Annotated in this window: 24 protein-coding genes; 18 read left to right on the forward strand and 6 right to left on the reverse strand. The window is 73.5% G+C overall.

What is annotated here, in order from left to right; genetic code table 11:
- The first annotated feature begins 37 nt into the window (after positions 1-37).
- From AB0K05_RS38810 to AB0K05_RS38845, 8 genes are all read left to right on the forward strand, one after another.
- Complete coding sequence (locus AB0K05_RS38810; protein ID WP_271276522.1) at positions 38-1153, forward strand: acyltransferase; 1116 nt, start codon at positions 38-40, stop codon at positions 1151-1153.
- Complete coding sequence (locus AB0K05_RS38815) at positions 1150-2373, forward strand: sensor histidine kinase (RefSeq protein ID WP_364236139.1); 1224 nt, start codon at positions 1150-1152, stop codon at positions 2371-2373. Before AB0K05_RS38810 ends, AB0K05_RS38815 begins: the two co-directional genes overlap by 4 nt.
- A complete protein-coding gene (locus AB0K05_RS38820; RefSeq protein ID WP_364236141.1) occupies positions 2370-3017 on the forward strand; it encodes a response regulator transcription factor in 648 nt (215 codons plus the stop codon). Before AB0K05_RS38815 ends, AB0K05_RS38820 begins: the two co-directional genes overlap by 4 nt.
- A 111-nt stretch (positions 3018-3128) precedes the next feature.
- Positions 3129-3533 carry a GntR family transcriptional regulator gene (locus tag AB0K05_RS38825; RefSeq protein ID WP_148031663.1) on the forward strand — a complete coding sequence of 135 codons (405 nt, stop codon included), beginning with the start codon at positions 3129-3131 and terminating at the stop codon, positions 3531-3533.
- Positions 3530-4420 (forward strand): ABC transporter ATP-binding protein, encoded by an 891-nt coding sequence (locus AB0K05_RS38830; protein WP_364236144.1) that lies wholly within the window; start codon positions 3530-3532, stop codon positions 4418-4420. The genes AB0K05_RS38825 and AB0K05_RS38830 overlap by 4 nt, the downstream gene beginning before the upstream one ends.
- Positions 4417-5451, forward strand: coding sequence for an ABC transporter permease (locus AB0K05_RS38835; protein ID WP_364236146.1), 1035 nt, complete (start codon positions 4417-4419; stop codon positions 5449-5451). Before AB0K05_RS38830 ends, AB0K05_RS38835 begins: the two co-directional genes overlap by 4 nt.
- A complete protein-coding gene (locus tag AB0K05_RS38840; protein WP_364236149.1) occupies positions 5448-6863 on the forward strand; it encodes a S41 family peptidase in 1416 nt (471 codons plus the stop codon). The genes AB0K05_RS38835 and AB0K05_RS38840 overlap by 4 nt, the downstream gene beginning before the upstream one ends.
- 12 nt (positions 6864-6875) lie before the next feature.
- Entirely contained in the window at positions 6876-8024 is a 1149-nt protein-coding gene (locus AB0K05_RS38845) for an alpha/beta hydrolase (protein ID WP_364236152.1), read from the forward strand.
- Positions 8025-8064: 40 nt separating this feature from the next.
- Here the strand turns inward: AB0K05_RS38845 and AB0K05_RS38850 are convergent, their stop codons facing one another.
- Positions 8065-8940: an SDR family oxidoreductase gene (locus AB0K05_RS38850; protein ID WP_364236155.1), complete on the reverse strand. Its 876-nt coding sequence runs from the start codon at positions 8938-8940 to the stop codon at positions 8065-8067.
- Positions 8941-8957: 17 nt separating this feature from the next.
- The gene (locus tag AB0K05_RS38855; protein ID WP_364236157.1) at positions 8958-10205 is read right to left on the reverse strand and encodes an MFS transporter; all 1248 of its coding nucleotides are present in this window, start codon (positions 10203-10205) and stop codon (positions 8958-8960) included.
- 80 nt (positions 10206-10285) lie between these two features.
- On the opposite strand from AB0K05_RS38855, the gene AB0K05_RS38860 reads away from it, so the two are divergent.
- Positions 10286-11185 (forward strand): LysR substrate-binding domain-containing protein, encoded by a 900-nt coding sequence (locus AB0K05_RS38860; protein WP_271276515.1) that lies wholly within the window; start codon positions 10286-10288, stop codon positions 11183-11185.
- A 15-nt stretch (positions 11186-11200) separates the two neighbouring features.
- Here the strand turns inward: AB0K05_RS38860 and AB0K05_RS38865 are convergent, their stop codons facing one another.
- Positions 11201-11644 carry a MarR family transcriptional regulator gene (locus tag AB0K05_RS38865; RefSeq protein ID WP_271276514.1) on the reverse strand — a complete coding sequence of 148 codons (444 nt, stop codon included), beginning with the start codon at positions 11642-11644 and terminating at the stop codon, positions 11201-11203.
- 89 nt (positions 11645-11733) lie between these two features.
- On the opposite strand from AB0K05_RS38865, the gene AB0K05_RS38870 reads away from it, so the two are divergent.
- Together AB0K05_RS38870 and AB0K05_RS38875 are read left to right on the forward strand one after the other, a co-directional pair.
- Positions 11734-12765: an NADP-dependent oxidoreductase gene (locus AB0K05_RS38870; RefSeq protein ID WP_364236202.1), complete on the forward strand. Its 1032-nt coding sequence runs from the start codon at positions 11734-11736 to the stop codon at positions 12763-12765.
- Positions 12762-13583, forward strand: a complete 822-nt coding sequence (locus AB0K05_RS38875) for a hypothetical protein (protein WP_271276513.1) — start codon at positions 12762-12764, stop codon at positions 13581-13583. Before AB0K05_RS38870 ends, AB0K05_RS38875 begins: the two co-directional genes overlap by 4 nt.
- Positions 13584-13586: 3 nt before the next feature.
- Here AB0K05_RS38875 and rox read toward each other — a convergent pair whose 3' ends face one another.
- Entirely contained in the window at positions 13587-15017 is a 1431-nt protein-coding gene (gene rox, locus AB0K05_RS38880) for a rifampin monooxygenase (RefSeq protein WP_271276512.1), read from the reverse strand.
- A 227-nt stretch (positions 15018-15244) separates the two neighbouring features.
- Here rox and AB0K05_RS38885 point away from each other — a divergent pair, with 227 nt between their 5' ends.
- The 3 genes from AB0K05_RS38885 to AB0K05_RS38895 are packed head-to-tail and all read left to right on the forward strand — an operon-like array spanning position 15245 to position 19506.
- The gene (locus tag AB0K05_RS38885) at positions 15245-17023 is read left to right on the forward strand and encodes an ABC transporter ATP-binding protein (protein WP_271276511.1); all 1779 of its coding nucleotides are present in this window, start codon (positions 15245-15247) and stop codon (positions 17021-17023) included.
- Entirely contained in the window at positions 17020-18756 is a 1737-nt protein-coding gene (locus AB0K05_RS38890) for an ABC transporter ATP-binding protein (RefSeq protein WP_271276510.1), read from the forward strand. The genes AB0K05_RS38885 and AB0K05_RS38890 overlap by 4 nt, the downstream gene beginning before the upstream one ends.
- 39 nt (positions 18757-18795) lie before the next feature.
- Entirely contained in the window at positions 18796-19506 is a 711-nt protein-coding gene (locus tag AB0K05_RS38895) for a VOC family protein (protein ID WP_271276509.1), read from the forward strand.
- A 13-nt stretch (positions 19507-19519) separates the two neighbouring features.
- Here the strand turns inward: AB0K05_RS38895 and AB0K05_RS38900 are convergent, their stop codons facing one another.
- Positions 19520-20122 carry a histidine phosphatase family protein gene (locus AB0K05_RS38900; protein ID WP_271276508.1) on the reverse strand — a complete coding sequence of 201 codons (603 nt, stop codon included), beginning with the start codon at positions 20120-20122 and terminating at the stop codon, positions 19520-19522.
- A 54-nt stretch (positions 20123-20176) separates the two neighbouring features.
- A complete protein-coding gene (locus AB0K05_RS38905; RefSeq protein ID WP_364236165.1) occupies positions 20177-21385 on the reverse strand; it encodes a PEP/pyruvate-binding domain-containing protein in 1209 nt (402 codons plus the stop codon).
- 57 nt (positions 21386-21442) lie between these two features.
- Between AB0K05_RS38905 and AB0K05_RS38910 the strand changes: the two genes are divergently transcribed.
- The 4 genes from AB0K05_RS38910 (at position 21443) to AB0K05_RS38925 (ending at position 23340) form a co-directional block, all read left to right on the forward strand.
- Complete coding sequence (locus AB0K05_RS38910) at positions 21443-21838, forward strand: DNA-binding protein (protein ID WP_364236167.1); 396 nt, start codon at positions 21443-21445, stop codon at positions 21836-21838.
- The gene (locus AB0K05_RS38915) at positions 21835-22470 is read left to right on the forward strand and encodes a transcriptional regulator (RefSeq protein WP_364236169.1); all 636 of its coding nucleotides are present in this window, start codon (positions 21835-21837) and stop codon (positions 22468-22470) included. Before AB0K05_RS38910 ends, AB0K05_RS38915 begins: the two co-directional genes overlap by 4 nt.
- A 29-nt stretch (positions 22471-22499) precedes the next feature.
- Positions 22500-22682 carry a hypothetical protein gene (locus tag AB0K05_RS38920; protein WP_364236171.1) on the forward strand — a complete coding sequence of 61 codons (183 nt, stop codon included), beginning with the start codon at positions 22500-22502 and terminating at the stop codon, positions 22680-22682.
- Positions 22683-22809: 127 nt separating this feature from the next.
- A complete protein-coding gene (locus AB0K05_RS38925; RefSeq protein WP_364236173.1) occupies positions 22810-23340 on the forward strand; it encodes a pyridoxamine 5'-phosphate oxidase family protein in 531 nt (176 codons plus the stop codon).
- The last annotated feature ends 76 nt before the right edge of the window (positions 23341-23416 follow it).

Raw genomic sequence — 23416 nt, forward strand, 5'->3', positions numbered from 1 at the left:
GATTCGGGTCAGGGGCGGCGGTTCCTAGGTTCGCCTCATGCCATCCCTGGTCGAACTCGTCCACCGGATCGACACCGCCACCCCGCCGGGCCGTGACCGCGCCGTCGACGGGCTGCGCGCGCTGGCGATCGCCGGCGTCGTGCTGGGCCACTGGCTGGTGACCGCCCTGGTGGCCGGCGGCGACACGCTGCGCGCCGGCAGCCCGCTGCGGGTCATGCCGGAGCTGGCGCCGGTGTCCTGGGTGCTCCAGACGCTGGCGGTGTTCTTCCTGGTGGGCGGGCTGGTGAACGGCCGCCGCCGCGGCCCGTACGGCGCGTGGCTGAAGGCACGGACGGCGCGGCTGTTCCGGCCGGTCGGCGCGCTCGCGGGGGTGTGGGCGGTGGCCGCGGGCGCGATGTTCGTGTCCGGGGCGGAGCTGGAGACGGTGCGCACGCTGGGCACGCTGGTGGTGTCGCCGCTCTGGTTCCTGCTGGTGTTCGCGCTGCTCACCGCGGCCACGCCGCTGGTGTCGCGGCTGCACCCGGCGTGGCCGCTCGCCGCCGTCGCCTGCGCCGACCTCGTCCGGTACGGGCTGGGCGGGCCTTCCTGGGCGGGCTGGGTGAACGTGGTGGCCGGCTGGCTGGTGCCGTACTGCCTGGGCCTGACCTGGGCCGCGCGCGGCCTGCCGGGGAGGGCGGCCGGGTGGGGGCTGGTGGCCGGTGGCGGGCTGGCGGCGATCGGGCTGGTGGCGTGGGGCGGGTACCCGGCGGCCATGGTCGGGGTGCCGGGCGCGCCGGTGTCCAACCTCGACCCGCCGACCCTGGCCGCCGTCGCCTTCGGGCTCGCCCAGTGCGGGGCGGCGGCGCTGCTGGCCGGCCCGCTGCGGCGGCTCCTGGCCAGGCCCGCGGCGTGGGCGGCGGTGGCCGCGGTCAACCTGGCGGCGATGACCGTCTTCCTCTGGCACCAGACCGCCATGATCGCCGTCACCGTCGCCGGCCTGCACGCCGGTGGCCGCCTGCCCGGCCTGCACACGGCGCCCGACGGGCTCGGCTGGGTGGCGGCCCGGCTGGCCTGGCTGCCGGCGTTCGCGGTCGCGCTGGCCCTGTGCTGCCTGCTCTTCCACACCTACGAGCGATCTTCCGTACGGGCTCCGCGCCGTAGGGTGGAGCCGTGATCGGGACCCTGCGGTCGGACCTGTGGACGGCGGCGGCCGATCCGCTCCCCCGCATGCGCGGCCCGCGCCCGCTGGCGCGGCTGCCGCACGTCCTGGTGGTGCTGTACGCGGTCCTCATGGTCGATGCCGCGGGCGGCCACGGCGACCCCACCTATTCGCCGCTGGCGATCGGGCAGGCGGCGGCGGTGGTGCTGGCCCTGTTCCGCCCGGTCCCGGCCTGGTGGGTGTCGCTCCTGGTGATGGCGGTCGGCTCGCAGACCGGCCTGCCGGTGCGGGAGCACCCGATCTACCTGTCGCCCGGCACGCCGTTCTCGTGGTCCAGTTTCGCGGCCGCGCTGCAGGCCATGCTGTTCCTGCTGGTGGCGTTGCGGGTCAGGCCGAGAGTGCTGGCCGAGATGGTGACGATCACCGTGCTGGTCGCGCTGGCCTTCCTGGTCGGCGAGCCGTGGGGCCACCACACGGGCGCGGCGGCGGTCTGGCTGGTCATCGTCCTGGCGGCGGCGGTCATCGGGGCCGCGCTGCGCGGCGCGCGGGTGGCCCGCACGCAGCTGGTCGTGCAGGAGGAGGTCACCGCCGAGGAGCGGGCGCGGCGGGCGGTGCTGGAGGCGCGCAACCGGATCGCCCGCGAGCTGCACGACGTGGTCGCCCATCACATGTCGGTGATCTCCATTCAGGCGCAGGTGGCCCCGCACCTGGTGGAGAACCCGTCGCAGGAGCTGAAGGACAACCTGGCGGGCATCCGGCAGAACGCGGTGGAGGCGCTCGCCGAGCTGCGCCGCGTCCTCGGCGTGCTCCGCTCGGCCGACGGGCCCGCGGACGACGCCCCGCAGCCGACGCTGGACCAGGTCGACGACCTGATCACCAAGGTCCGCACCGCCGGCCTCACCGTCACCGCCACGACCACCGGCGAGCCCAGGCCGCTGTCGCCCGGCATCGAGCTGTCGGCCTTCCGCATCCTCCAGGAAGCGCTCAGCAACGCCATGCGGCACGCCCCCGGCGCCTCCGTACGGGTCGAGATCGCGTACCGGCCCGGAACGCTCGCGCTCACCGTGCGCAACACCGCGCCGCGCCGCCCGGCCCCGTCCTCGCACGGGGCCGGGCTCGGCCTGCTCGGCATGCGCGAACGCGCCCACATGCTGGGCGGCGAGCTGGCCGCTGGTCCCACCCCCGACGGCGGCTACGAGGTCACCGCCGCGCTCCCCGCCGAGGACACCCCATGATCCGCGTGCTCGTCGCCGACGACCAGACGATGGTCCGCCAGGGCTTCACCGTGCTGCTGAACTCCGAGCCCGGCATCGAGGTCGTCGGGCAGGCGGTGGACGGACTGGACGCCGTCGCCAAGGTCGCCGAGCTCTCCCCCGACGTGGTGCTCATGGACATCCGCATGCCCGGGCTGAGCGGCATCGAGGCGACCCGCCGGGTCAGCGGCGCCGTCAAGGTGCTGGTGCTGACGACGTTCGACCTGGACGAGTACGTGTACGAGGCGCTGCGGGCGGGCGCCTCCGGGTTCCTGCTGAAGGACGCCTCGGCGGCGGAGCTGGCGCACGCGGTGCGGGTGGTGGCCGCCGGTGACGCCCTGCTGGCGCCAGGGGTGACCAGGCGGCTCATCACCGAGTTCTCCCGGATGGCCGGGCCCCGGCAGCGCATGGACCGCCTCGCCGGCCTGACCGAGCGCGAGACCGAGGTGCTGGCGCGGATCGCGCAGGGCCTGTCGAACGCGGAGATCGCCGAGCGGCTGGTGCTCGCCGAGCAGACGGTCAAGACCCACGTGAGCCGCATCCTGGTCAAGCTGGGCCTGCGCGACCGCACCCAGGCCGCCGTGTTCGCCTACGAGACAGGGTTGGTCCGCCCGCCGAACCCGTAGGGATTTCCTGCCGAACAGCGATCAGGGTGGCGTCAGACAGGCGCGTACTGAGCGGCCAGGGCTTACGGCTTCTTAACATCCATACTCCTAAAGTACTAGGAGACTAGATGAATGGAGAAGCTGTTGATCGAGTTCTACCTCGACAGCCGGTCCGGCGTCTCGCCCTATCAGCAGCTGGTCCAGCAGGTGCGGCACGCGCTGCGGCTGGGCCTGCTGCGCGTTGGTGACCAGCTTCCGACGGTCAAAGACGTGGTGGCGGGGCTGGCGATCAACCCCAACACGGTGCTCAAGGCCTACCGGGAGCTTGAGCACGAGGGCCTGGTGGCCGCCCGGCCGGGGGTCGGCACGTTCGTGACCGCGACGCTGGCCGGCGCCTCGCTGGCCGCGCACGGCCCGCTCCGCGCGGACCTGCGGCGCTGGCTGGAGAAGGCGCGCAGGGCCGGGCTCGACGACGAGAGCATCGAGGCCCTTTTCATGACCACCTTTCGGACCGCCTCCCAGGAGGAAATAGCGTGACTTCTGTCCTGCAAGCCCAGGAACTGGGCAAGAAGTACGGCAAACGCTGGGCGTTACGCGAGTGCACCGTCGACATCCCGGCCGGGCACGTGGTCGGCCTGGTGGGCCCGAACGGGGCGGGCAAGACCACACTGCTGAAGCTGGCCGCCGGCCAGCTCGAACCGACGGCGGGCACCATCACCGTGCTGGGCGGCCGGCCGGCCGGCGGCCCGGCGCAGCTGGCCAAGGTCGGGTTCGTCGCCCAGGACACCCCGGTCTACTCGGGGCTGACCGTCGCCGAGCACCTGCGCCTGGGCACCCGGCTCAACCCCCGCTGGGACGCCGGCCTCGCGCGGGAGCGGATCGCGCGGCTCGGCCTCCCCTCAGGCCACCGGGCGGGGAAGCTGTCCGGCGGCCAGCGCGCCCAGCTCGCCCTCACCCTGGGCCTGGCCAAGCGGCCCGAGCTGCTGATCCTGGACGAGCCGGTCGCCTCGCTCGACCCGCTCGCCCGCCGCGAGTTCCTGCAGGGGCTGATGGAGGCCACCGTCGAGCACGAGTTCAGCGTGGTGCTCTCCTCCCACCTGGTCGCCGACCTGGAGCGGGTCTGCGACTTCCTGATCGTGCTCGTCGACTCGCGCGTGCAGGTGGCGGGAGAGGTCGACCGGCTGCTGTCCACCCATCACCGGCTCACCGGCCCCCGCCGCGACCCCGCCCGGCTCCCCGCCGGCCAGCAGGTGATCTCCGCACGCCACACCGACCGGCAGAGCACGTACGTGATCCGCACCGACGCCCCGATCCACGACCCCGCCTGGACGGTCACCCGGCTCGACCTGGAGGACCTGGTCCTGGCCTACATGGACAGGTACGTCGCCGATGACCGGCGGCCCGTGCTGGAGGTGCGGCGATGATCTGGCTGACCTGGCGGCAGTTCCGCGGCTCGGCCGTGATGATGGCCGCCGTTCTCGGCGTGCTCGCCGCCGTCCTGGCCGTGACCGGCCCCGGCCTGGCCTCCGGTTACGCCTCCGGGATCGCCGCCTGCGCCCAGGACGGCAGCTGCGGCCGCTTCTACGACCGCTTCTTCGACACGTACCAGCTCCCGTTCATGGCCCTGACCCTCGTCGTGCTGCTCCTGCCCGCCCTGGCGGGACTCTTCTGGGGGGCGCCGCTGATCACCCGCGAGCTGGAGGCCGGGACGCACCTGCTGGTGTGGAACCAGAGCATCACCCGCGCCCGCTGGCTGACGGTCAAGCTCGGGCTCGTCGGCCTGGTCACCGTGGCCGCCGCCGGCCTGTGCGGCCTCATGGTGACCTGGTGGTCCGACCCTCTGGACAAGTCTGCCGCCGAGGGACTGGGCCTGATGGCTCCCCTGGTGTTCGGCGCGCGCGGCATCGCCCCGATGGGGTACGCGGCCTTCGCCTTCGTCCTCGGGGTGACCGTGGGCATGCTCGTGCGCCGCATGCTGCCCGCCATGGCCCTCACGCTGGCCCTGTTCGCCGTGGTCCAGCTCGCGATGCCGATGCTGGTCCGGCCCCATCTGATGTCCCCGGTCACGGCGTCCTTCGAGCTCGGCCAGGCGAACGTGGACGGCATCGGCGTGGACCGCGACGAGGGCGGCGCCGTGCACGTCATGCTGAGGTCGGCCGTTCCCGGTCACGCCGGCGCCTGGGTCCTGTCCAGCCAATTCGTCGACCCGTCCGGGCGCGCCGCCGGCGCGGAAGGCACCGTCGGCGTCTCCACCACGTCGGGACCCTGCGCGCCGTCCGGAGGCATGGACACGTGCGTGGCCGAGATCAACCGCCTCGGCTACCGGCAGCAGGCGACCTACCACCCCCTCGACCGTTTCTGGCCCTTCCAGTGGATCGAGACCGGGATCTACGTCCTGCTCACCGCCGGCCTGGCGTGGTTCTCCTTCTGGTGGACCAGGAGGCGTCTGTCATGACCGCCGCCAGGATCGCGGCGGCCGGGATCGCGCTCCTCCTGGCGGCGGCCTGTGCCGCGCCGACGCCACCGCGCGGCGAGGCGGGCACGGCGGCCGGCACGGTCTGCGCGCGCCCTCAGAGTCCGCCCGGTGCGGAGACGGCCACCACGATCGACGTCATCGAGCAGGCGTACTTCTGCATCCTCGGCAACTACTACGGCGGCGCCACGCTGGACGCCCGCACGCTGCTGCTCGCCGGATTCGCCGCCCTGACGCAGGAGCTGAACCGCAACGGCCGCGACGTGCCCGAGGCGGCCATGCCGGCGCTGACCGGTGACAGGAAAGCCGACTGGACCGCTTTCGAGACCGTCTACCGGAAGACCACCGACCAGGTGCCCGGCCTGCGCGACGAGCTGGCCGTGGTCACCCTGGAGGCCATGGTGGCGGCGCTCGGCGACAACCACGCCCGCTGGGCGCACGGCGTCGAACGGCACCCCGACGCCTACGACGGCGACGGCTACGGCCTGGGACTCCAGGCGAACGTCGACGGCCCGCAGGTGACGGGCAACCCCGGCACGGCCCTGCCCCCGCTGTTCGTCACCGCCGTGGAGGGCGGCGCGGCGCACGCCGCCGGTCTGCGCCCCGGCGACGTCATCGAGTCGATCGACGGCTCGGCGCCCTTCCTCGACGGGAAGGCCACCGCCGCGGTCGCCGCCCTCTACCCGCGCTACCCGCAGGCCCGCCCGGTCCGGCTGCGGCTGCTGCGGGAGAGCACCGGCCGCCGCTGGAGCGTGACGCTCAAGCCCGACCTCTACCAGCGGGACCTGGCCACCCTGCAGGCGGTGCGGTCGAAGCTGCTGGACGACGTCGCCTACGTGCGGTTGCGGGGGTTCGGTTCCGACGCCGCGAACAGGGTCCTCAAGGCGGTCGCGCGGCTGCGTACCGGACGGACGCTCTCCGGCGTCGTGCTGGACCTGCGCGGCAACGGCGGCGGCAGCCCCGTCGAGGCGGTCCGGCTGGTGAGCGCGTTCGCCCACGGCGAGGTCACCGCCTACCAGTGCACCGCGGAAGGCGACTGCGAGGCCATGCGGACCGACGACACCGTCGAACTGGTCGGCCTGCCGCTGGTGGTGCTCACCGACCGCGGCTGCGCGTCGGCGTGCGAGCACTTCAGCTCCGCGATCAAGGACCTGGGCGCCGGCCGGCTGGTCGGCACCAGGACCGCCGGGGTCGTCTCCGGCCCGGCGCAGCCGTACCTGCTGAGCGACAACACCCTGCTGAGCCTCCCCTCCAGGCACCACCTCGGTCCCGATCGCGAGGTGATCGACCGGATCGGCGTGCCGCCCGACCACCACGTGGCCCCGGCCCCGCGCGACGCGGCCGCCGGGCGCGACCCCGCGCTGGCCAAGGCCCTGACCTTGCTGCGGAAGTGAAGGGACCCTGCGATGAGACACCTCCTGGCGGTCCTGGCCGTCCTGGCCGTGTCGGCCTGCGCCGCGCCGACGCCGCCCCGCTCCGCCGCCCCGTCGCCCACGCCGACGGGCCCGGCGGTCCTGCCCGAGCCCTCCGGCGCCCACCCGGTCGGCACCACCGTCCTGCACCTGGAGGACACCTCCCGCCCCGACCCCTGGGACCTCGACGCCGAAGCCAGGGAGCTCAAGGTCACCCTGTGGTACCCGACCAGGCGGCGCGACGGGGAACGCGCGCCGTACATGACGCCGCGGGAATCGGAGCTGTTCCTCAAGGGCTCCAGGATCACGGGCGTTCCGTACGACGCGCTCAGCCGGACCCGCACCAACGCCGTCGAAGACGCCGAACCCGCGGGGCGGGACCTTCCGCTGGTCGTGCTGTCCCCGGGCTTCACCAAGCCGTTGAGCACGCTGACTTCCCTGGCCGAGGACCTGGCCAGCCGGGGGTACGTGGTGGCGGGGATCGACCACACCCACGAGAGCTACGCCACGACCCTGGCCGACGGCCGGGTGGCGGAGTGCCTCGCGTGTGACAGCGACGCCGATCCGGGATTCGGCGCGGGGGTGGTCCAGGTCCGGGCGGCCGACGTCTCCTTCGTGCTCGACCAGCTGCCGTCCCGGTGGGACGGCGCCGGGCTGATCGACCGCTCCAGGATCGCGATGGCCGGCCAGTCGATCGGCGGGGCGAGCTCGGTGGCCGTCATGGTGAAGGACTCCCGGGTACGCGCCGGCATCGACATGGACGGCACCACCTACGCCCGGATCCCCGAAGGCGGGTTCTCCAGGCCGTTCATGTTCATCGGCTCGCCGGAGCACGTCCCCGGCGGCCGGGACACCACGTGGGAGCGCGACTGGAAGCTGCTGACCGGGTGGAAGCGGTGGATCGTCATGAAGGGCGGGGACCACCAGTCCTTCACCGACCTCCCGGTGCTGGCGGGCGCCCTCGGCATCGGACCCGCCGGCCCCGAACTGGCGGCGGCGCGCGCCGCCGAGCTCACCCGGACGTATGTGGCGGCCTTCCTCGACCAGCATCTGAAGGCGGAACGGCAGCCCCTGCTGGACAAGCCGTCAGCGCGGTATCCCGAGGTCCAGCACTGCGCCCCGGGCGGCGGGGCCTGCCTCTAGCCGCACGTCCCGCCCGGCGCTCGGCGAGGTTCGCCCCGGCTCAGGCGGCCGGGGCGAACCTGGCGGCGTGGTCGCGGGCGAAGTCGGCGACGTCGCGCGGCGGGCGGCCGAGCAGGCCGGCGACCGCGTCGGTGGTGAAGTCGCCCCAGCCGGAGACGTACGCCCGCGCGTACTCCTCCAGCATGTCGGCGATCCATTCAGGGACACCGTGGCCGAGCAGCGTCTTGTGCTTGGCCTCGTCGCTGACCGGCAGATAGGCGACCGGCCTGCCGAGGACGCGGCCCAGCTCGGCCGCCACCTCGTCGAAGGTCAGCGAGCGCGGGCCGGTGAGCGTGTACGTCCGGCCGTGGTGACGGTCGGGGTCGTCGAGGAGCACGCGGGCGGCGCATTCGGCGATGTCGCGCACGTCGATCATGCCGACCCTGGACGAGGCGACGTTCAGCGAGAACGTGCCGGTGGCCGCGATGTCGCCCGTCTCGTTCAGCAGGTTCTGCATGAACCAGTGCGGGCGCAGGATCGTCCAGCGCAGGCCGGACCGTTCGAGCTCCTGGTCCGACAGCGCGTGCAGCCTGCCGCTGCGGTTCGGCGCGTCGTGCGCCGCGCCGATCACGGACAGGCGCACGACGCGCTCCACGCCGGCCTGGCGTGCCGCCCACACGGCGTTCATGCTGTTCTCCGGAGCGCGCGGGCTGTTCGGGGTGAGCAGCCACAGGTCCTGCACGCCCTCGAAGGCGGGCGTCAGTGACCGGGGGTCGCCGAGGTCGCCGACGACGACCTCGGCCCTGTCCCTCAGCCCGTCCGCCCTGGACGCGTCGCGGACGAGGGCGCGCAGGCGGACGTCGGCCCCTTCCAGCGCGTCGATCAGCGCGGTGGACACGGTTCCGGTGGCTCCGGTGATCAGTACGGTGCGTGACATGTTCGTTCTCCTTGTGACTATTTGGCAGATCCGGCGGTCGCCGGGTGGGCGGCGGGCCGCGGGGGTTTCCCGGCGGCCCGGCCGGTGGTGAGGCGCTCCAGGACCCAGAGCACGACGGTCCCGGCGGACAGGACGGCGCCCAGGACGCACACGGCGGTCCAGCCGCCGTGCACCCAGACCACCGAGGTCAGCGCGGAGCCCACCGCGCCGCCGACGAAGAAGGAGGTCATGAAGGCGGAGTTGATCCGGTTGCGGGCCTCGGGCCGCAGCGCGTAGATGACGTTCTGGCTGCTGTTGAGCACCGCCTGGTGCGCCAGGTCCAGCACGACCACGCCGGCGAGCAGCCAGATCAGGGAGCGCGTCCCGGCGGCGAGCGCCAGCCAGGACGCCGCCAGCAGGACCGTCCCCGCGCCGGTCACGATCTGCACGAGACCGCGGTCGGCCAGCCGTCCCGCGACCGTGGCGGTCAGCGCGCCCACGACGCCGACCAGGCCGAACAGGCCGATGCCCGACTCCGACCACTCGTACGGCGCCCCGGCCAGCAGGAAGGTCAGCGCCGTCCACAGCACGCTGAACGAGGCCAGGCTGAGGGCGCCGATGGCCGCCCGCCAGCGCAGCAGCGGCTCGTACCGGAACATCGCCATCGTGGAGCGCAGCAGCTTCGGGTACGACAGGCGCCCGCCGTCGCCGCCGAGCCGGGGCAGGAAGACCCGCAGCAGCACGGCCGTCAGCGCCATCAGGGCGGCGTTCACCCAGTAGACCGTCCGCCAGCCGCCCAGCTCCGACAGCGTGCCGGAGGCGGTGCGCGCCAGCAGCAGGCCGAGCATCAGCCCGGTCATCACCGTGCCGACCACGCGGCCGCGTTCGGCGGGGGCCGCCAGCGTCGCCGCGAACGGCACCACGACCTGCGCGCCGACCGAGGCCAGGCCGGTCAGGGCCGTGCTGACCAGGAGCACCGTGCCGTCGGCCGCGGTGGCCGACACCAGCAGGAACACCGCGGTCGCCGCGTAGAGCGACACGGCGAGCCGCCGCCGCTCCACCAGGTCGCCGAGCGGCACCAGCAGGATCAGCCCGAGCGCGTACCCGGCCTGCGCGGCCGTCACCGTGAGCGCCGCCATCGAGGGTCCGAGGCCGAGCTCCCTGCCGATCAGGTCGAGCAGCGGCTGCGCGAAGTAGTTGCCCGCGACCGCCAGCCCGGTCGCCACCGACATGAGCAGGAGCAGCCCGTGCGACAGGCCGCCCTCAGGATGGGGTCTTGGCGTCATGCGTCCCAGCCTGAGGCATGAGCGATCAATGAGTCCAACGCATGTTTGTCATCTCAACGATCGTGAATCACGATTGATCCATGGAGCTTCAGCAGATGCGCTACGTCGTCGCCGTCGCGGAGACGGCCAACTTCACCCGCGCCGCCGAGCAGTGCCTGGTCGTCCAGTCGGCGCTGAGCCACCAGATCGCGCGGCTGGAGCGCGAGCTGGGCGCCAAGCTGTTCGACCGCACGAGCCGCAGCGTCCGGCTGACCCCGGCGGGCGAGGCGTTCCTCCCCGCCGCCCGCCAAGCTCTCGACGCCGCCGAGCGGGCCAGGGCCGAGGTGGCGGCCGCCGCCGGCGAGATCCGCGGCCGGCTCGCCATCGGCGCCATCCCCACCGTCACGGCGGTCGATCTGCCGGTCGCGCTACGGCGCTTCCACCTGCGCCACCGGGAGGTACGCATCAGCCTGCGCTCCGGCGCGAGCGAGGAGTTCGTCGAACGGGTGCGGCAGGGCACGCTCGACGTCGCCTTCCTGGGGCTTCCCCTGGGCGTCCGGCCCAAGGGCGTCCGCGGCCGTGAGCTGGCACGCGGCGACCTCGTCGCCGTGGTCGCGCCCGGCCACCCGCTGGCCGACAAGGAGCACGTGAAGCTGGACCGGCTGGCGGACGAGCGGTTCGTCGACTTCCCCGCGGGCAGCGCCGGGCGGATCCAGTCCGACGAGGCCTTCGCGGCGGCCGGGGTGCGGCGCGAGGTCGCCTTCGAAGTGTCGACCCCCGATTTCATGGCTCGCCTGATCCGGCAGGGCCTGGGCGTCGGGATGCTGCCTGCGGCCTTCGTGTCCCAGCTCCCCGACCTGCCCGTGGTCCGGCTCAGCGACGCCCCGGCCCGCGTGGAGCATCTCATCTGGAGCCGGCACCGGCCCTCCCCCGCCGCCGCCGCGTTCCTGTCGGCGCTGGGCGTCCCGGCGTCGTCCGAGGAGGCCGAATCCGGCGCGTGAGAGGCGCCGACCGGCTCACCCCGCGGGCCGGTCGTTCCCGTGGAGCGCCTTGCGGAGCAGGGTGGCCAGCTGGTCCTGCTCGCGGGCGCTCAGGTTGGAGACGGCGGAGCGGGCGAACGCGAAGGACTCCTCGAAGGCGGCGTAGAGGCCGGCGCCCTCGGGGGTGCGGACGATCTGCCGGGAGCGGCGGTCGTCGGGATGGGGCTGACGGCGGACGAGGTCGCGCGCCTCCAGCCTGCGGATGATCTGGGTGATGTTGGAGGCGTCGCATCCGAGCTCGTCGGCCAGCTCGCCCATGCCGCGCTCCCGGGTCAGGCGCCCCAGCACGCAGGCCTGCGCCACGCTCAGCCCGTGTCGCACGGCGGCGGTCTCGAAGGCGCGGTCGTAGGCGTCGACGAAGTCGAACATCGCGCGTTCGGCGTCGGTCGACGCGGTGACGGGCCCTGTGGGTAGCGCCATGGCACCACCCTACCAAGAACTTGACTCACTCAAATATGTGTGCCAGGTTTAATGCTTGATTGACTCAAGCATCTACGAGAGGCATGCCGATGACGGTTACCAGCAAGGGACGGGCCCGGGAGTGGCACCTGGCCCGACGGCCGCGAGCACAGGCGTCGGCCGACGACTTCACGCTGGTCGAAGCCCCGATTCCCGACCTGCGGCCCGGTGAGGTCCTGGTCGCCAACACCCACCTGTCGGTCGACCCGTACATGCGTGGCCGGATGGACGACCGTCCGTCCTACATCCCGCCGTTCCCGCTGAACGCGCCGCTGGAGGGAGGAGCGGTCGGCGTGGTCGTCGAGTCCCGCGCCGGCGGTGTCAAGCCGGGCCAGGTGGTCGAGCACTTCCTGGGGCTGCGCGAGGCCGCCGTGGTCGACGCGGCCGGGGTCTCCCCGATCGACACCGGCGATCTGCCCGCCGAGAGCTATCTCGGCGTGCTCGGCACGACAGGCCTGAGCGCGTGGCTGGGCATCACCCGGATGGCGGAGGTACGTCCCGGCGACACGGTGTTCGTCACCGGAGCGGCGGGGGCGGTCGGGAGCGTCGCCGGTCAGATCGCCAGGCTGCGGGGAGCCGGGCGGGTGATCGGCAGCGCGGGATCGCCGGCCAAGGTGCGCCATCTGGTGGACGACCTCGGTTTCGACGCCGCCTTCGACTATCACGACGGCGCGGCCGAGGAGCTCCTCGCGCAGGCCGCGCCGGACGGCGTCGACGTGGTCTTCGACAACGTGGGCGGCGTCCAGCTGGAGGCCGCGATCGGCCGCCTGCGGGTCGGCGCCCGCCTGGCCCTGTGCGGGATGGCCAGCCAGTACGACGGCCGGGAGCCGCACGGCGTGCGCAACCTGTACGAGCTGGTCACCAGGCGGGCGACCGCACGCGGCTTCCTGGTCGGCGACCACCGGGACCAGATGCCCGCCTTCCGGGCCGAGGTGGGTTCCTGGGTGCGCTCGGGCCAGATCGTGCACCGGCAGACGGTGCTCGACGGCATCGAGCGGGTGCCCGAAGCCCTGCTGGGCCTGCTGCACGGCGGAACGTCCACGATCGGCAAGGCCGTCGTCCGGCTCGGGGAGCAGGCATGACCCGCACGGTGCTGGTGACCGGGGCCCGGGGCAAGACCGGCAGCGAGGTGACGGCCCGGCTGCGCCGCTCCGGGACCCTCGTCCGGGCCGGGTCGTCGCGGCCCGCCGCCGATCAGGTCCGCTTCGACTGGCACGACCCGGCCACCTGGCGCGAGGCGGCGGACGTGGACGCGATCTACCTGGTGCGCCCCGACCTTCCCGCCGCTCCCGACCTCATGGCCGGCCTGGTCGACGTGAACCCGGACGCCCATGTCGTCCTGGTGTCCGAGCAGGGGGCCGAATCGCTCGCGCCGGACCACTGGGCGCGCCGGGCCGAGGACGCGGTCGTCACCCGGGCCGCCTCCTGGACGCTGCTGCGCCCGTCCTGGTTCCATCAGGTCCTGACCGACCCCCGCTTCTACCGGGACGCCATCCGTGACGACCGCGTCCTGAGCCTGCCCTCGGGCGGCGGCCCGATCGCGTGGGTGGACGCGCGCGACATCGCCGACGTGGCCGTGGCCGCGCTCGGCGCGCCGGAGGATCACCGTGGCCGGGCGCACACGATCACCGGCCCGGAGGCGGTTCCGGTCGCGTCCGTCGCGCGGGAGCTCTCCGCGCGCCTGGGCCACCGGATCCGCGCCGAGGACCCGCCCCCGCACGAGACCCTGCACGGCCTCGACCCCTGGACGGCGGGCATCCTCGACGACCTCTACCACCGCGTCCGGCACGGCGGCTTCGCCGAGCTCTCGCCGGCCGTGAAGCGGATAACCGGCCGGGAGCCCACCTCGATGGGGGCGTTCATCGACGCCCACCTGGACGAATGGAGGACGAGCGAGTAGCGCTCAGCCGGCCGCGGCGCCGAACCACCGGGACAGCCCGCTGGTCAGCTCCCGCCGGTCGTCGCCGGCCCACGCCACGTGGCCGTCCGGCCGCAGCAGCACCGCGGGCACGTCCAGCTCCTCGCTGCTGTCGACGACGTGGTCGACCCGATCGGCCCACCCCTCCACCGAGAGCCGGCCGGTCCGGTCGAGCAGCAGTCCGCGACCGGCGCGCATCAGCTCGTAGAGCCGGCCGTTCTTCAGGGGCACGTCCCGCATCCGCCGGCCGAGCAGTTCGTGCCCCTCGCCGAGGTCGTAGCGGATCCCGATCGCGACGATCTTCTCGATCAGGTGGCGGTTCACGTCCTCGAAGTCCATCAGCTCCGACAGCAGCCGGCGCACCGCCTGCGGGCCGGGTTCGGTGGACATCAGCTCCGCCTGCGCGCGGGTGTTGTCGAGCACGTCGGCCGCCACCGGGTGCCGTTCGGCGTGGTAGCTGTCCAGCAGGCCTTCCGGCGCCCAGCCGGCGACCTCGGCGGCCAGCTTCCACCCGAGGTTGAACGCGTCCTGGATGCCGAGGTTGAGCCCCTGCCCGCCCATCGGCGGGTGGACGTGCGCGGCGTCGCCGGCCAGCAGCACCCGGCCGGTCCGGTACCGTTCGGCCAGCCGGGTGGCGTCGCCGAAGCGGGACAGCCAGCGGGGTGAGTGCACGCCGAAGTCGGTGTCGGCGACCTTCCGCAACTGCCGCCTGAACTCCTCAAGGGCAGGCGGGACCGAGCGGTCCTCGGCCACCCCCTCGGCCGGCACGACGACCCGATACAGGCCGCCGTCGCCGAAGGGCCCGACGCCGAACCTCAGCTGGGTCCTGCGGACCTCGGCCACCACGGCGGCCACCGTCTCCTGCGGCACCCCCACCTCCATCTCGCCCAGCAGCGTGTCGGCCCTGGAAGGCTCGCCGGGGAAGCCGACGCCGAGCAGCTTGCGCACCGTGCTGCGGCCGCCGTCGCAGCCGACGAGGTAGCGCGCGCGCAGCCGCGAGCCGTCGGCCAGCTCGGCGCTCACCCCGTGCTCGTCCTGGCTCAGCCCGGTCAGCTCGCGGCCCCGCCGGACGTCGGCGCCGAGCTCGGCGGCGCGCTCGGCCAGCAGGCGGTCGGTGACGGGCTGCGGGATGCCGAGGACGTACGGGTGGGTGGTGTCCAGCAGGCCGGGCGACGGCTTGGCGATGCCGGCGAAGAACCCGCCGAGCGGGTGCTTCCGGCCCTCCGCGAGGAAGCGTTCCAGCAGGCCGCGCTGGTCCATCACCTCGATGCTGCGCACGTGCAGGCCGAGGGAACGGACGTTCGGCGTCGGTTCGGTCTCCTTCTCCAGCACGACCACGCGCACGCCGTGCAGCCTCAGCTCGGCGGCCAGCATCATGCCGGTCGGCCCGCCACCGGCGATGATCACGTCAATCATGGAATCCCCCATTGTCGAGCTCGCGTGTCGGCCGACGATTCTGCGGTACGACCCGGGTCTTGCCGCAAGCCCCCCTGTCCGCTATACGTTGAGAGTGGCAAGAGGTGGGTGATCCCTCTTTGTCACGTCCTCCCCCCGTACCGTGCGCCGTTCGGCGCGTGATCCGTGCGGGATGTGCGACGGATGGCGGCTGATCCGCAGGAGTGGCGGCCGGGAGGATGCTCTGCATGGCTCCCGAACTCGCAACGAGGCAGCGGTCCGCGCCACCACCGGTGGGGCTGTTACGCCCTTACCTGGGAAGTTTCGCCGCCGTGGTCGTCCTGCAGGTGATCGGCTCGGTCGCGGGCCTGGCGCCGCTGCTGGCGGTCGCCGAACTGGGCCGCGCCCTGCTCTCGCCCGGCCCGCTCGATCACGGCCACGTCCGGATCGTGGTGATCGCGGGCGCGGCCGGCCTGCTCGTCCGGCTGGTGTTCACCGCGGCGTCGTCCGGCATCGGACATCTGCTCGACGACCGGGTGCAGCTGGCGTTCCGCCGGCGGCTGGCCGAGCGGCTGGGACGCGTGCCGATCGGCTGGTTCTCCCGGCGCCGTACGGGCGAGCTGGCGAAGGTCGTCGGCGACGACGTGAGCGCCGTGCACCCGTTCGTCGCCCACGCCCCCAGCGAGCTCGTCGCCGCCTTCGTGGTGCCGCTGGTGTCGCTGCTCTACCTGTTCGCCGTCGACTGGCGGCTCACCCTGATCACGCTCGTCCCGGTGGTGCTGGCGGTGGCGCTGGTGCCCTTGATGATGACCCCGGCCCGGCTGCGCGAGCAGAAGGCGTTCGACGCGGCCATGGGGCGCGTCGCGAACACGGTGGTCGAGTTCGTGCGGGGCATCGCGGTGGTCAAGGCGTTCGGCACGGGCGAGCGCGCCCACCGGAGGTTCGTGACGGCCGTGGACGAGTTCGTCGCCGTCTTCTTCCGCTGGGTGCGCGGCATGTCGGTGATCGCCGCGGGCATGCAGCTGGCGCTGTCGCCGCCGTTCGTGCTGCTGGCCGTGCTGGCCGGCGGCGCCGCCCTGATCACCTCCGGTGACCTGCCCCCGGCAGACCTGCTGCCCTTCCTGCTGCTCGGGCTCGGCCTGACCGCCCCGGTGGCGGCTCTGGGCCACGGCTTCGACGACATGCAGGCCGCCCGGCGCGCGGTCGGCCGCATCAAGGAAGTGCTCGCGGTGCCGCCGCTGCCCGAGCCCGTCCACCCGGCCGGACCCCGGGGGCACCGCGTGGAGCTGCGTGACGTCCGCTTCGGCTACGAAGCCGGCCGCGAGGTGCTGCGCGGGATCGACCTGGTGCTGGAGCCCGGCACGGTCACCGCGGTCGTCGGGCCGTCAGGAAGCGGGAAGTCCACGCTGGTCCAGCTGCTGCCCCGGTTCTACGACCCGACCGGCGGGTCGGTCACCCTCGGCGGCGTCGATCTGCGCGAGATCGGCAGCCGGGACCTCTACCGGCTGGTCTCCTTCGTCTTCCAGGACGTCCGGCTGCTGCGCGCCTCGGTGACGGACAACATCGCACTGGCGGTGCCGCACGCCGGCTTCAACGACATGGTCCGCGCCGCCCGGCTGGCGGACATCCACGACCGGATCGCCGAACTGCCTCGCGGATACGACACGGTCATCGGCGAAGAGGCCGGGCTGTCGGGCGGCGAGGCCCAGCGGATCTCGATCGCCCGCGCGCTGCTGGCCGACGCGCCCGTCCTGGTGCTCGACGAGGCGACCGCCTTCGCCGACCCGCGGACCGAACAGGCGGTGCGCCGGGCCCTGGCGACCCTGCGAGGCGACCGGACGATCCTGGTCATCGCCCACCGCCTGGAGACCATCGCCGACGCCGACACGATCGTGATGCTGGACGACGGGGTGATCGTCGAGCGGGGAAGCCCCGCCGAGCTGCTGGCACGGGACGGGGAGTTCGCCGCGTTCTCGCGGACCTACCGGTCGGCGACCGCCCTGACGCGAGGAGGAGAGCCTCGATGATCCGCATGCTGATGCGCGTGCTGGGACCCGAGTACGCCGGGCCGGTGCGCCGCACCGTGGCCCTGATGACGGTGACCGCGATGGTGGAGGGCCTGTCCTACGGGCTGCTCGTCCCGGTGCTGCGCGCCCTGTTCGGCGGCGAACCGGGCGGGGCCCGGCCCTGGCTGATCGCGTTCGGGGCCGCGGTCGCGGTCTACGCCGTGCTGCGCTACCTCAGCGACCTGTCCGGCATGCGCGTCGGGACCGTGCTGCTGCGCGGCATGTACCACCGGCTCGGCGACCATCTGGCGCGGCTGCCCATCGGCTGGTACGGCGGCGCCCGGGTCGGCGAGGTGTCGGTGCTGGCCAGCCGCGGCGTCCTGGAGGCGATGGGCGTGCTCGCGCACCTGCTGGGGCCGTACGTCTCGGCCTGTGTGACCCCGTCGACGATCGTCGTGGTGATGCTCGCCTTCGACTGGCGGCTGGGGCTGGCCGCGCTGGCCGCCGCCCCGGTCGTGGCGGCGATCCAGGTCTGGACGGGACGCTCGATGGCCGCGTCCGACGCCGAGCGGCACGAACGCGGCCACGAGGCCACCGGGCGCGTCATCGAGTATCTCCAGGCCCAGCCGGTGCTGCGGGCCGGCGGCCGGACCGGCGAACGCTTCCGGCTGCTGGACGACTCGCTGCGTGAACTCCAGCGCGCCTCCCGCCGCACCGTGCTGTCGGCGCTGCCGGGCGTGCTGGGGCTGACGCTCACGGTCCAGGCGGTGTTCACCGCGCTGCTGGCCCTGGGCGCCTACCTCGCGCTCGGCGGGCACATCGGCGCCGCCGAGCTCCTGGCGATCCTGGTGCTCGCCGCCCGCTGCGCCGATCCGCTGCTGTCGCTGTCGGACCTCGGCGGCAAGCTCCGCGCGGCGCGCGCCGAACTGGGCAGGCTCGACGCGGTGCTGAGCACCGAGCCGCTGCCGGAGGCCCCCGACCCGGTCCGGCCGGCGCACCATGGCCTGGAGTTCGACTCCGTCACCTTCCGCCAGGACGGCCGCACGGTGATCGACGACCTGTCCCTCTCCGTACCGGAAGGACAGCGGCTCGCCGTCGTCGGGCCGTCGGGCGCGGGCAAGAGCACCCTGCTGCAGCTGCTCGCGCGGTTCCACGACGTGGACGCGGGCGCGGTGCGGGTGGGAGGCGCCGACGTGCGCGATGTCGGCACCGAGGTGCTGACGTCGCGGATCGCCATCGTCTTCCAGGACGTCTACCTCTTCGACGGCACGATCGAGGAGAACGTACGGCTCGGCCGTCCCGACGCCGGCGAGGCCGAGCTGCGGGCGGCCGCGACGGCGGCGCGGCTGGACGAGGTGATCGAGCGGCTGCCCGGCGGCTGGGCGGCGAAGGTCGGCGAGGGCGGCGCGCTGCTGTCGGGCGGCGAGCGTCAGCGGGTCTCGATCGCGCGCGCCCTGCTGAAGGACGCGCCGATCGTGCTGCTGGACGAGGTGACCTCGGCGCTGGACCCGGTCAACGAGGCGGCCGTGCACGAGGGCGTCGAACGCCTGATGGCGGGCCGCACGGTGGTGATGGTGGCGCATCGGCTGCGGACCGTCCAGCGGGCCGACCGCGTCGTCTTCCTGGACGGCGGCCGGATCGTGGAGGAAGGCGGCCACGACGAACTGCTGCGCCGCGGCGGCCGCTACGCCGGCTTCTGGCACGGCTCCACCGCGCCGGATATTCGTTGGCGTCACGGTCGCCGGGCGGGTTAGCGTTGCCGCCGTCACGCGTCGGCGGATTGGAGAGACCGGATGCGTTCCCAGCTCATCGCGCTCTGCTTCGATGCGCACGACCCGCGAGGTCTCGCCCGCTTCTGGACCCAGATCCTGGGCTGGGAGACGCACGACGGCGTCACGCTCCTGCCGAACGACGACACCGGGTTCCAGATCCGGTGTCTTCCGTCCCAGGAGAAGAAGACCACCGAGAACCAGATCCACTTCGACCTGACGAGCCAGTCCTCCGAGGAGCAGGAGCGGACGGTGGCCAGGGCGCTCGAGCTCGGCGGCCGCCACATCGACATCGGGCAGAGCCCGGACGACGGTCACGTGGTGCTCGCCGACCCCGAGGGCAACGAGTTCTGCGTCATCGAGCCGGGCAACAAGTTCCTGGCCGACTGCGGGTTCATCGGTGCGCTCGCGTGCGACGGCTCGCAGGAGGTCGGATACTTCTGGAGCGCGGCGCTGGACTGGCCGCTGGTCTGGGACCAGGACCAGGAGACCGCGATCCGCTCGCCGCACGGCGGCCCCAAGATCACCTGGGGTGGTCCGCCGGTCGCGCCGAAGAACGGGAAGAACAGGCTCCACTTCGACCTCGCTCCGCCCGCGGACGGGGATCAGCTCGCCGAGGTCGACCGTCTCGTCTCCCTCGGAGCGACCCGGCTCGACGCCGGCCGGCCCGAAGGCGGCCGGGTGCTGATGGCCGACCCCGACGGCAACGAGTTCTGCCTGCTGACCCCCCGCTAGCGGCGCGGACCTCTCACGGCCGCACGCCGCCGGGAAAGCCGGTCCAGCGCAGGTCGGGCGGAAGATGGCTCATGTCGTTGAACATCACGACCGTGGGCGGAAGCCCGCTCCGATACTCGATGACCGTCAGCGCGGTGTTGGCGCTGTTGAGCCCGAGCCACCGCGACGGCGGCGCGTCCAGCGCGTGCCGCACCAGCCAGGCGATCTGGTAAGCGTGCGTCACCAGGACCTCGTGGGTGTCGGGCTGAGCCTTCTCGGGCGCCTGCGCGAACCGGGCGACCAGCGCCTCGGCCAGCCGGTGGCCCGAGGCCGCCTCGGTCTCGTCGTAGCCGTCGAAGAAGCCGGCCCAGGACGGCGGTGTCTCGGCCGGGGAGGGCACGTAGGGCACGTGGTCGACGAGTTCGGCGGCCTCGGCCACGGGCACGTCCGGCAGATGCCGGGAGAGTTCGTGCGCGCTCGCCGCGGCGCGTGACAGCGGAGAGTGCCACACGGCGCCGACCGGGAGGCCGGCGAGCCGTTCGCCCAGCAGCTCCACCTGCCGGCGGCCGACGCCGGTGAGTTCCCCGAACGCGTCGGCCGCGCCGTGGCGTGCCAGATAAAGGTGTCGTGTCGGCATGTTCAGGCGCGGGCGCGCGGCCCGCTTCCCCTTTCTCTGTGGTGGAAGGTCCGGTCACGCGTCCGTCGCCGTGACGGTGCCGCCGGTGCCGTCGACGGTGATGACGGCGCCGTCGCGCAGGCTGCCCGTCGCGTCCCGGACGCCGAGGACGGCGGGGATGGCGTGCTCGCGGGCGACGATCGCCGCGTGCGAGAGCACGCCGCCGGTCTCGGTGACGACACCGGCGGCGATGCGCAGCAGCGGCGTCCAGGCGGGGTCGGTGAAGGGGCAGACGAGGATGTCGCCCGGCCGCACCCGCGCGAAGTCGCCGGGGCCGCGGACGACCCTCGCGGTGCCGGTCACGGTCCCGTGGCTGCCCGGGGTCCCGGTGAGCGCGCCGGCCGGGGCGCCGGAAGACGCCGGTGGCGGGGGCGTCGCGGTGACCGGCCGCGCCTGCAGAACCCAGACGCGGCCGCCGGCGATCGCCCACTCGACGTCCTGCGGCCCGCCGAGTACGGCGGCGATCTCCTTGCCGAGCTCGGCCAGCCGGGTGGCGGTCGCGTCGTCGATCGCCGGTCGATCCCGCGTACGGGCGGGCACGTCGCGGGTGACGAGCCGCGCGCCGCGCCGGTCGAGGCGCGTGCGTTTGTCCGCGACGGTGCGGGTGACCGGCCCGTCCGCGGCGACGCGGTAGGAGTCGGGGGTGACCGTGCCCCCGACGACGCTCGGGCCGAGGCCGAAGGCCGCCTCGATCTCGGTCGCGCCGTCCGGGTCGGCGGGGGTGAACATGACCCCGGCCACCTCGGCGTCCAGATGACGTTGCACGATGACGGCCATGGCCAGATCACCGGGCGGCTCGGCGGCGGACCGGTAGCCGATGGCGCGGGCCGAGAACAGCGAGGCCCAGCAGGCACGTACGGCATCGCCGACGTCGCCGGCCCCGCGCACGGCGAGAAAGCTCTCGTGCTGACCGGCCGCCGACGCCTGCCCGGTGTCCTCGCCCGCCGCCGACGACCGCACCGCCACGGGCGGATCGCCCAGCTCGCCGAGCCCGCGTCCCAGCGCGTCGATCACGCTCGCGTGGACGGGACGCGCCTCGATCGCCCGCCGGGCCGCGTCGCCGTCCAGGCGGCCCAGGCCCAGGTCGCGGACGGCGGCGCGGTAGACGGCGAACGGGACGACGAAGCCGTCGGGAACCGGCCGGCCCGCGCTGAGCAACGCGCCGAGCGCGCCGGCCTTGCCCCCGCAGGTCTCGGCGACGGCCTCCTTGAGGGGTACGATCATCCGCGCCCTTTCAACGAAAAGTTGACAACATTTCGTTGAGTGTGGAGCATGAGGCGCATGTCACGCAACCACGACCCCGGTAGCGGCGCGCACGACGACCACGCCCAGGCGCGCCGCGAGCAGGACGCGCGGGAGCATCTTCAGAGCCTGGGGGCGGACGCGATCGGCGCCCGCCCGTGGCGGCCCGCACCCGTCCCTCCGTCGGCGGTCGACCTCGCGCAGTTCGCCCTCTGGCGCTCCGCCGACCTGGGGCCGGAGGGCATCCTGAGCGCGCTCGCTCTCCTGCCCGCCGCCCGCGCCGAGGTCGAAGGACTCGAATCGGGCCTGTTGTTCACGGCCCGCGCCGCGGGGCTGACCTGGGCGCAGATGGCGCACGCGATGGGGTTCAACTCCCCGCAGGCGTGCCAGCAGCGATACATCCGCCTGACGACCCGACAGGACTCCGACTCATGACACCCGACTCCTCGCCGGACCTCCTGGTCCTGCACGCCGTGCGCATCACCGGGTTCGCCGACACGCCGGTGCTCGCCCGGCGGTACGGGCTGGACCCGGCCGAGACGAAAGAGGCGCTGCTCGACGCCGAGGCACGCGGCTGGGTCGCGCACACCTCCTTCGCCGGCGACGGAGGCTGGTCGCTGACCGAGCGGGGCCGCGCCGAGAACGAGCGCCTGCTCGCGGCCGAGCTCGCCCGCGTCGGCGGCGCCGAGGAGGTCCAGGCCGTCTACCGCGCGTTCCTCCCGCTGAACGGCCGCCTCCGTCAAGCCTGCACCGACTGGCAGCTCCGGCCGGCCGCCGGCGACCGGCTCGCCACCAACGACCACTCCGACCCCGCCTGGGACGCCGCGGTGCTGCGCGAACTCGCCGCCGTCGGCCACGCGCTCACGCCGCTCGCCGACCGGCTCGGGAACGTCCTGACGCGCCTGCGCGGATACGACACCCGCTTCACCGCCGCGCTCACCCGCGCCCGGGCCGGGGACGGAGCCTGGGTCGACCGCACCGACGTCGACTCCTGCCATCGTGTCTGGTTCGAGCTCCACGAAGATCTCATCGCCACACTCGGCCTCGACCGGAACGCGCACCCCTGACCCAGTCCGTACGCGCGATGGAATGAGTGATGCTCGCCGACCGGCCCGCCGACGCGGGCGACCCGCTCATCGCCCGCCATCCGGAGCCTGATCCGGCCCGTGCCGGGATGCGCGAGCGCAGCACCCTCGCGGCGCGGCCGGTCCCCGGACCGGCCGCTGATCACCTTCACCGGCTGAGGCCGCGAAGGTCGTGGACGGCCTGGCCACCGTGATCGCCCCCGGGATGGCGTCCTCAAGACGGATGGAAAACATGACATAGGACGTCGGGTTTCAGACCAATCATGGGTTCACCGGTCGGCACCGACGGGGGCCGGGCACCACGGACAGACAAGGACCGCAATGCGCGAAACACCAGAAGATCTCAAGGAGCTTCAGGCCCTCCTGGACGCCTCGCTCTCCCGCTCCACCTCGCACCTGCGCTCGATCGTCACCACCGAGCACACCCTGACGGCGGAGCAGCTCACCCAGGTCCTCACCGGCATGTGCACCCTCGCGCTCTCGACCGTGACGGCGAAGGGCGAGCCGCGGATCAGCGGCGTGGACGGACACTTCCTGCACGGAAAGTGGCACTTCGGCACGGCGCCCGGCGCCGCCAAGGCGCGCCACCTCGCCGCCCGTCCCGCCGTCAGCGCCGCGCACATGCGCGGGGAGGATCTGGGCGTGTTCACCCACGGCACGGTGGAGATCCTCAACCCCCGGCACGGCGAACGGGACGCGGGCTGGCCGGACCTGCTCGCCTACCTCAAGAGCTTCTACGGCGACGATTCCTTCGACTGGGACAACGACGTGGTCTACTACCGGCTGCGTCCGCACTGGATGACCGTCTACGCCCCCGACGTCGACAAGCTCACCGCGGCGTCCCGGTCCTGATACGCGGCACGGGCGGCATCGAGACCGGCCAGGTGCTGAGAGACCTGGTGAAGCGGCCGCCCAGTGCCCTGGTGAC

This window comes from Nonomuraea sp. NPDC049486 (assembly GCF_040676925.1).
GTDB lineage: Bacteria > Actinomycetota > Actinomycetes > Streptosporangiales > Streptosporangiaceae > Nonomuraea > Nonomuraea ferruginea.

Excerpts from the sequence above, each read along its gene's own strand:
- AB0K05_RS38810 (WP_271276522.1), top strand. The coding sequence starts at position 38 with ATGCCATCCCTGGTCGAACTCGTCCACCGGATCGACACCGCCACCCCG.
- AB0K05_RS38820 (WP_364236141.1), top strand. The coding sequence starts at position 2,370 with ATGATCCGCGTGCTCGTCGCCGACGACCAGACGATGGTCCGCCAGGGC.
- AB0K05_RS38825 (WP_148031663.1), top strand. The coding sequence starts at position 3,129 with ATGGAGAAGCTGTTGATCGAGTTCTACCTCGACAGCCGGTCCGGCGTC.
- AB0K05_RS38835 (WP_364236146.1), top strand. The coding sequence starts at position 4,417 with ATGATCTGGCTGACCTGGCGGCAGTTCCGCGGCTCGGCCGTGATGATG.
- AB0K05_RS38840 (WP_364236149.1), top strand. The coding sequence starts at position 5,448 with ATGACCGCCGCCAGGATCGCGGCGGCCGGGATCGCGCTCCTCCTGGCG.
- AB0K05_RS38845 (WP_364236152.1), top strand. The coding sequence starts at position 6,876 with ATGAGACACCTCCTGGCGGTCCTGGCCGTCCTGGCCGTGTCGGCCTGC.
- AB0K05_RS38850 (WP_364236155.1), bottom strand. The coding sequence starts at position 8,940 with ATGTCACGCACCGTACTGATCACCGGAGCCACCGGAACCGTGTCCACC.
- AB0K05_RS38855 (WP_364236157.1), bottom strand. The coding sequence starts at position 10,205 with ATGACGCCAAGACCCCATCCTGAGGGCGGCCTGTCGCACGGGCTGCTC.
- AB0K05_RS38860 (WP_271276515.1), top strand. The coding sequence starts at position 10,286 with ATGGAGCTTCAGCAGATGCGCTACGTCGTCGCCGTCGCGGAGACGGCC.
- AB0K05_RS38865 (WP_271276514.1), bottom strand. The coding sequence starts at position 11,644 with ATGGCGCTACCCACAGGGCCCGTCACCGCGTCGACCGACGCCGAACGC.
- AB0K05_RS38870 (WP_364236202.1), top strand. The coding sequence starts at position 11,734 with ATGACGGTTACCAGCAAGGGACGGGCCCGGGAGTGGCACCTGGCCCGA.
- AB0K05_RS38875 (WP_271276513.1), top strand. The coding sequence starts at position 12,762 with ATGACCCGCACGGTGCTGGTGACCGGGGCCCGGGGCAAGACCGGCAGC.
- rox (WP_271276512.1), bottom strand. The coding sequence starts at position 15,017 with ATGATTGACGTGATCATCGCCGGTGGCGGGCCGACCGGCATGATGCTG.
- AB0K05_RS38885 (WP_271276511.1), top strand. The coding sequence starts at position 15,245 with ATGGCTCCCGAACTCGCAACGAGGCAGCGGTCCGCGCCACCACCGGTG.
- AB0K05_RS38890 (WP_271276510.1), top strand. The coding sequence starts at position 17,020 with ATGATCCGCATGCTGATGCGCGTGCTGGGACCCGAGTACGCCGGGCCG.
- AB0K05_RS38895 (WP_271276509.1), top strand. The coding sequence starts at position 18,796 with ATGCGTTCCCAGCTCATCGCGCTCTGCTTCGATGCGCACGACCCGCGA.
- AB0K05_RS38900 (WP_271276508.1), bottom strand. The coding sequence starts at position 20,122 with ATGCCGACACGACACCTTTATCTGGCACGCCACGGCGCGGCCGACGCG.
- AB0K05_RS38905 (WP_364236165.1), bottom strand. The coding sequence starts at position 21,385 with ATGATCGTACCCCTCAAGGAGGCCGTCGCCGAGACCTGCGGGGGCAAG.
- AB0K05_RS38910 (WP_364236167.1), top strand. The coding sequence starts at position 21,443 with ATGTCACGCAACCACGACCCCGGTAGCGGCGCGCACGACGACCACGCC.
- AB0K05_RS38915 (WP_364236169.1), top strand. The coding sequence starts at position 21,835 with ATGACACCCGACTCCTCGCCGGACCTCCTGGTCCTGCACGCCGTGCGC.
- AB0K05_RS38920 (WP_364236171.1), top strand. The coding sequence starts at position 22,500 with ATGCTCGCCGACCGGCCCGCCGACGCGGGCGACCCGCTCATCGCCCGC.
- AB0K05_RS38925 (WP_364236173.1), top strand. The coding sequence starts at position 22,810 with ATGCGCGAAACACCAGAAGATCTCAAGGAGCTTCAGGCCCTCCTGGAC.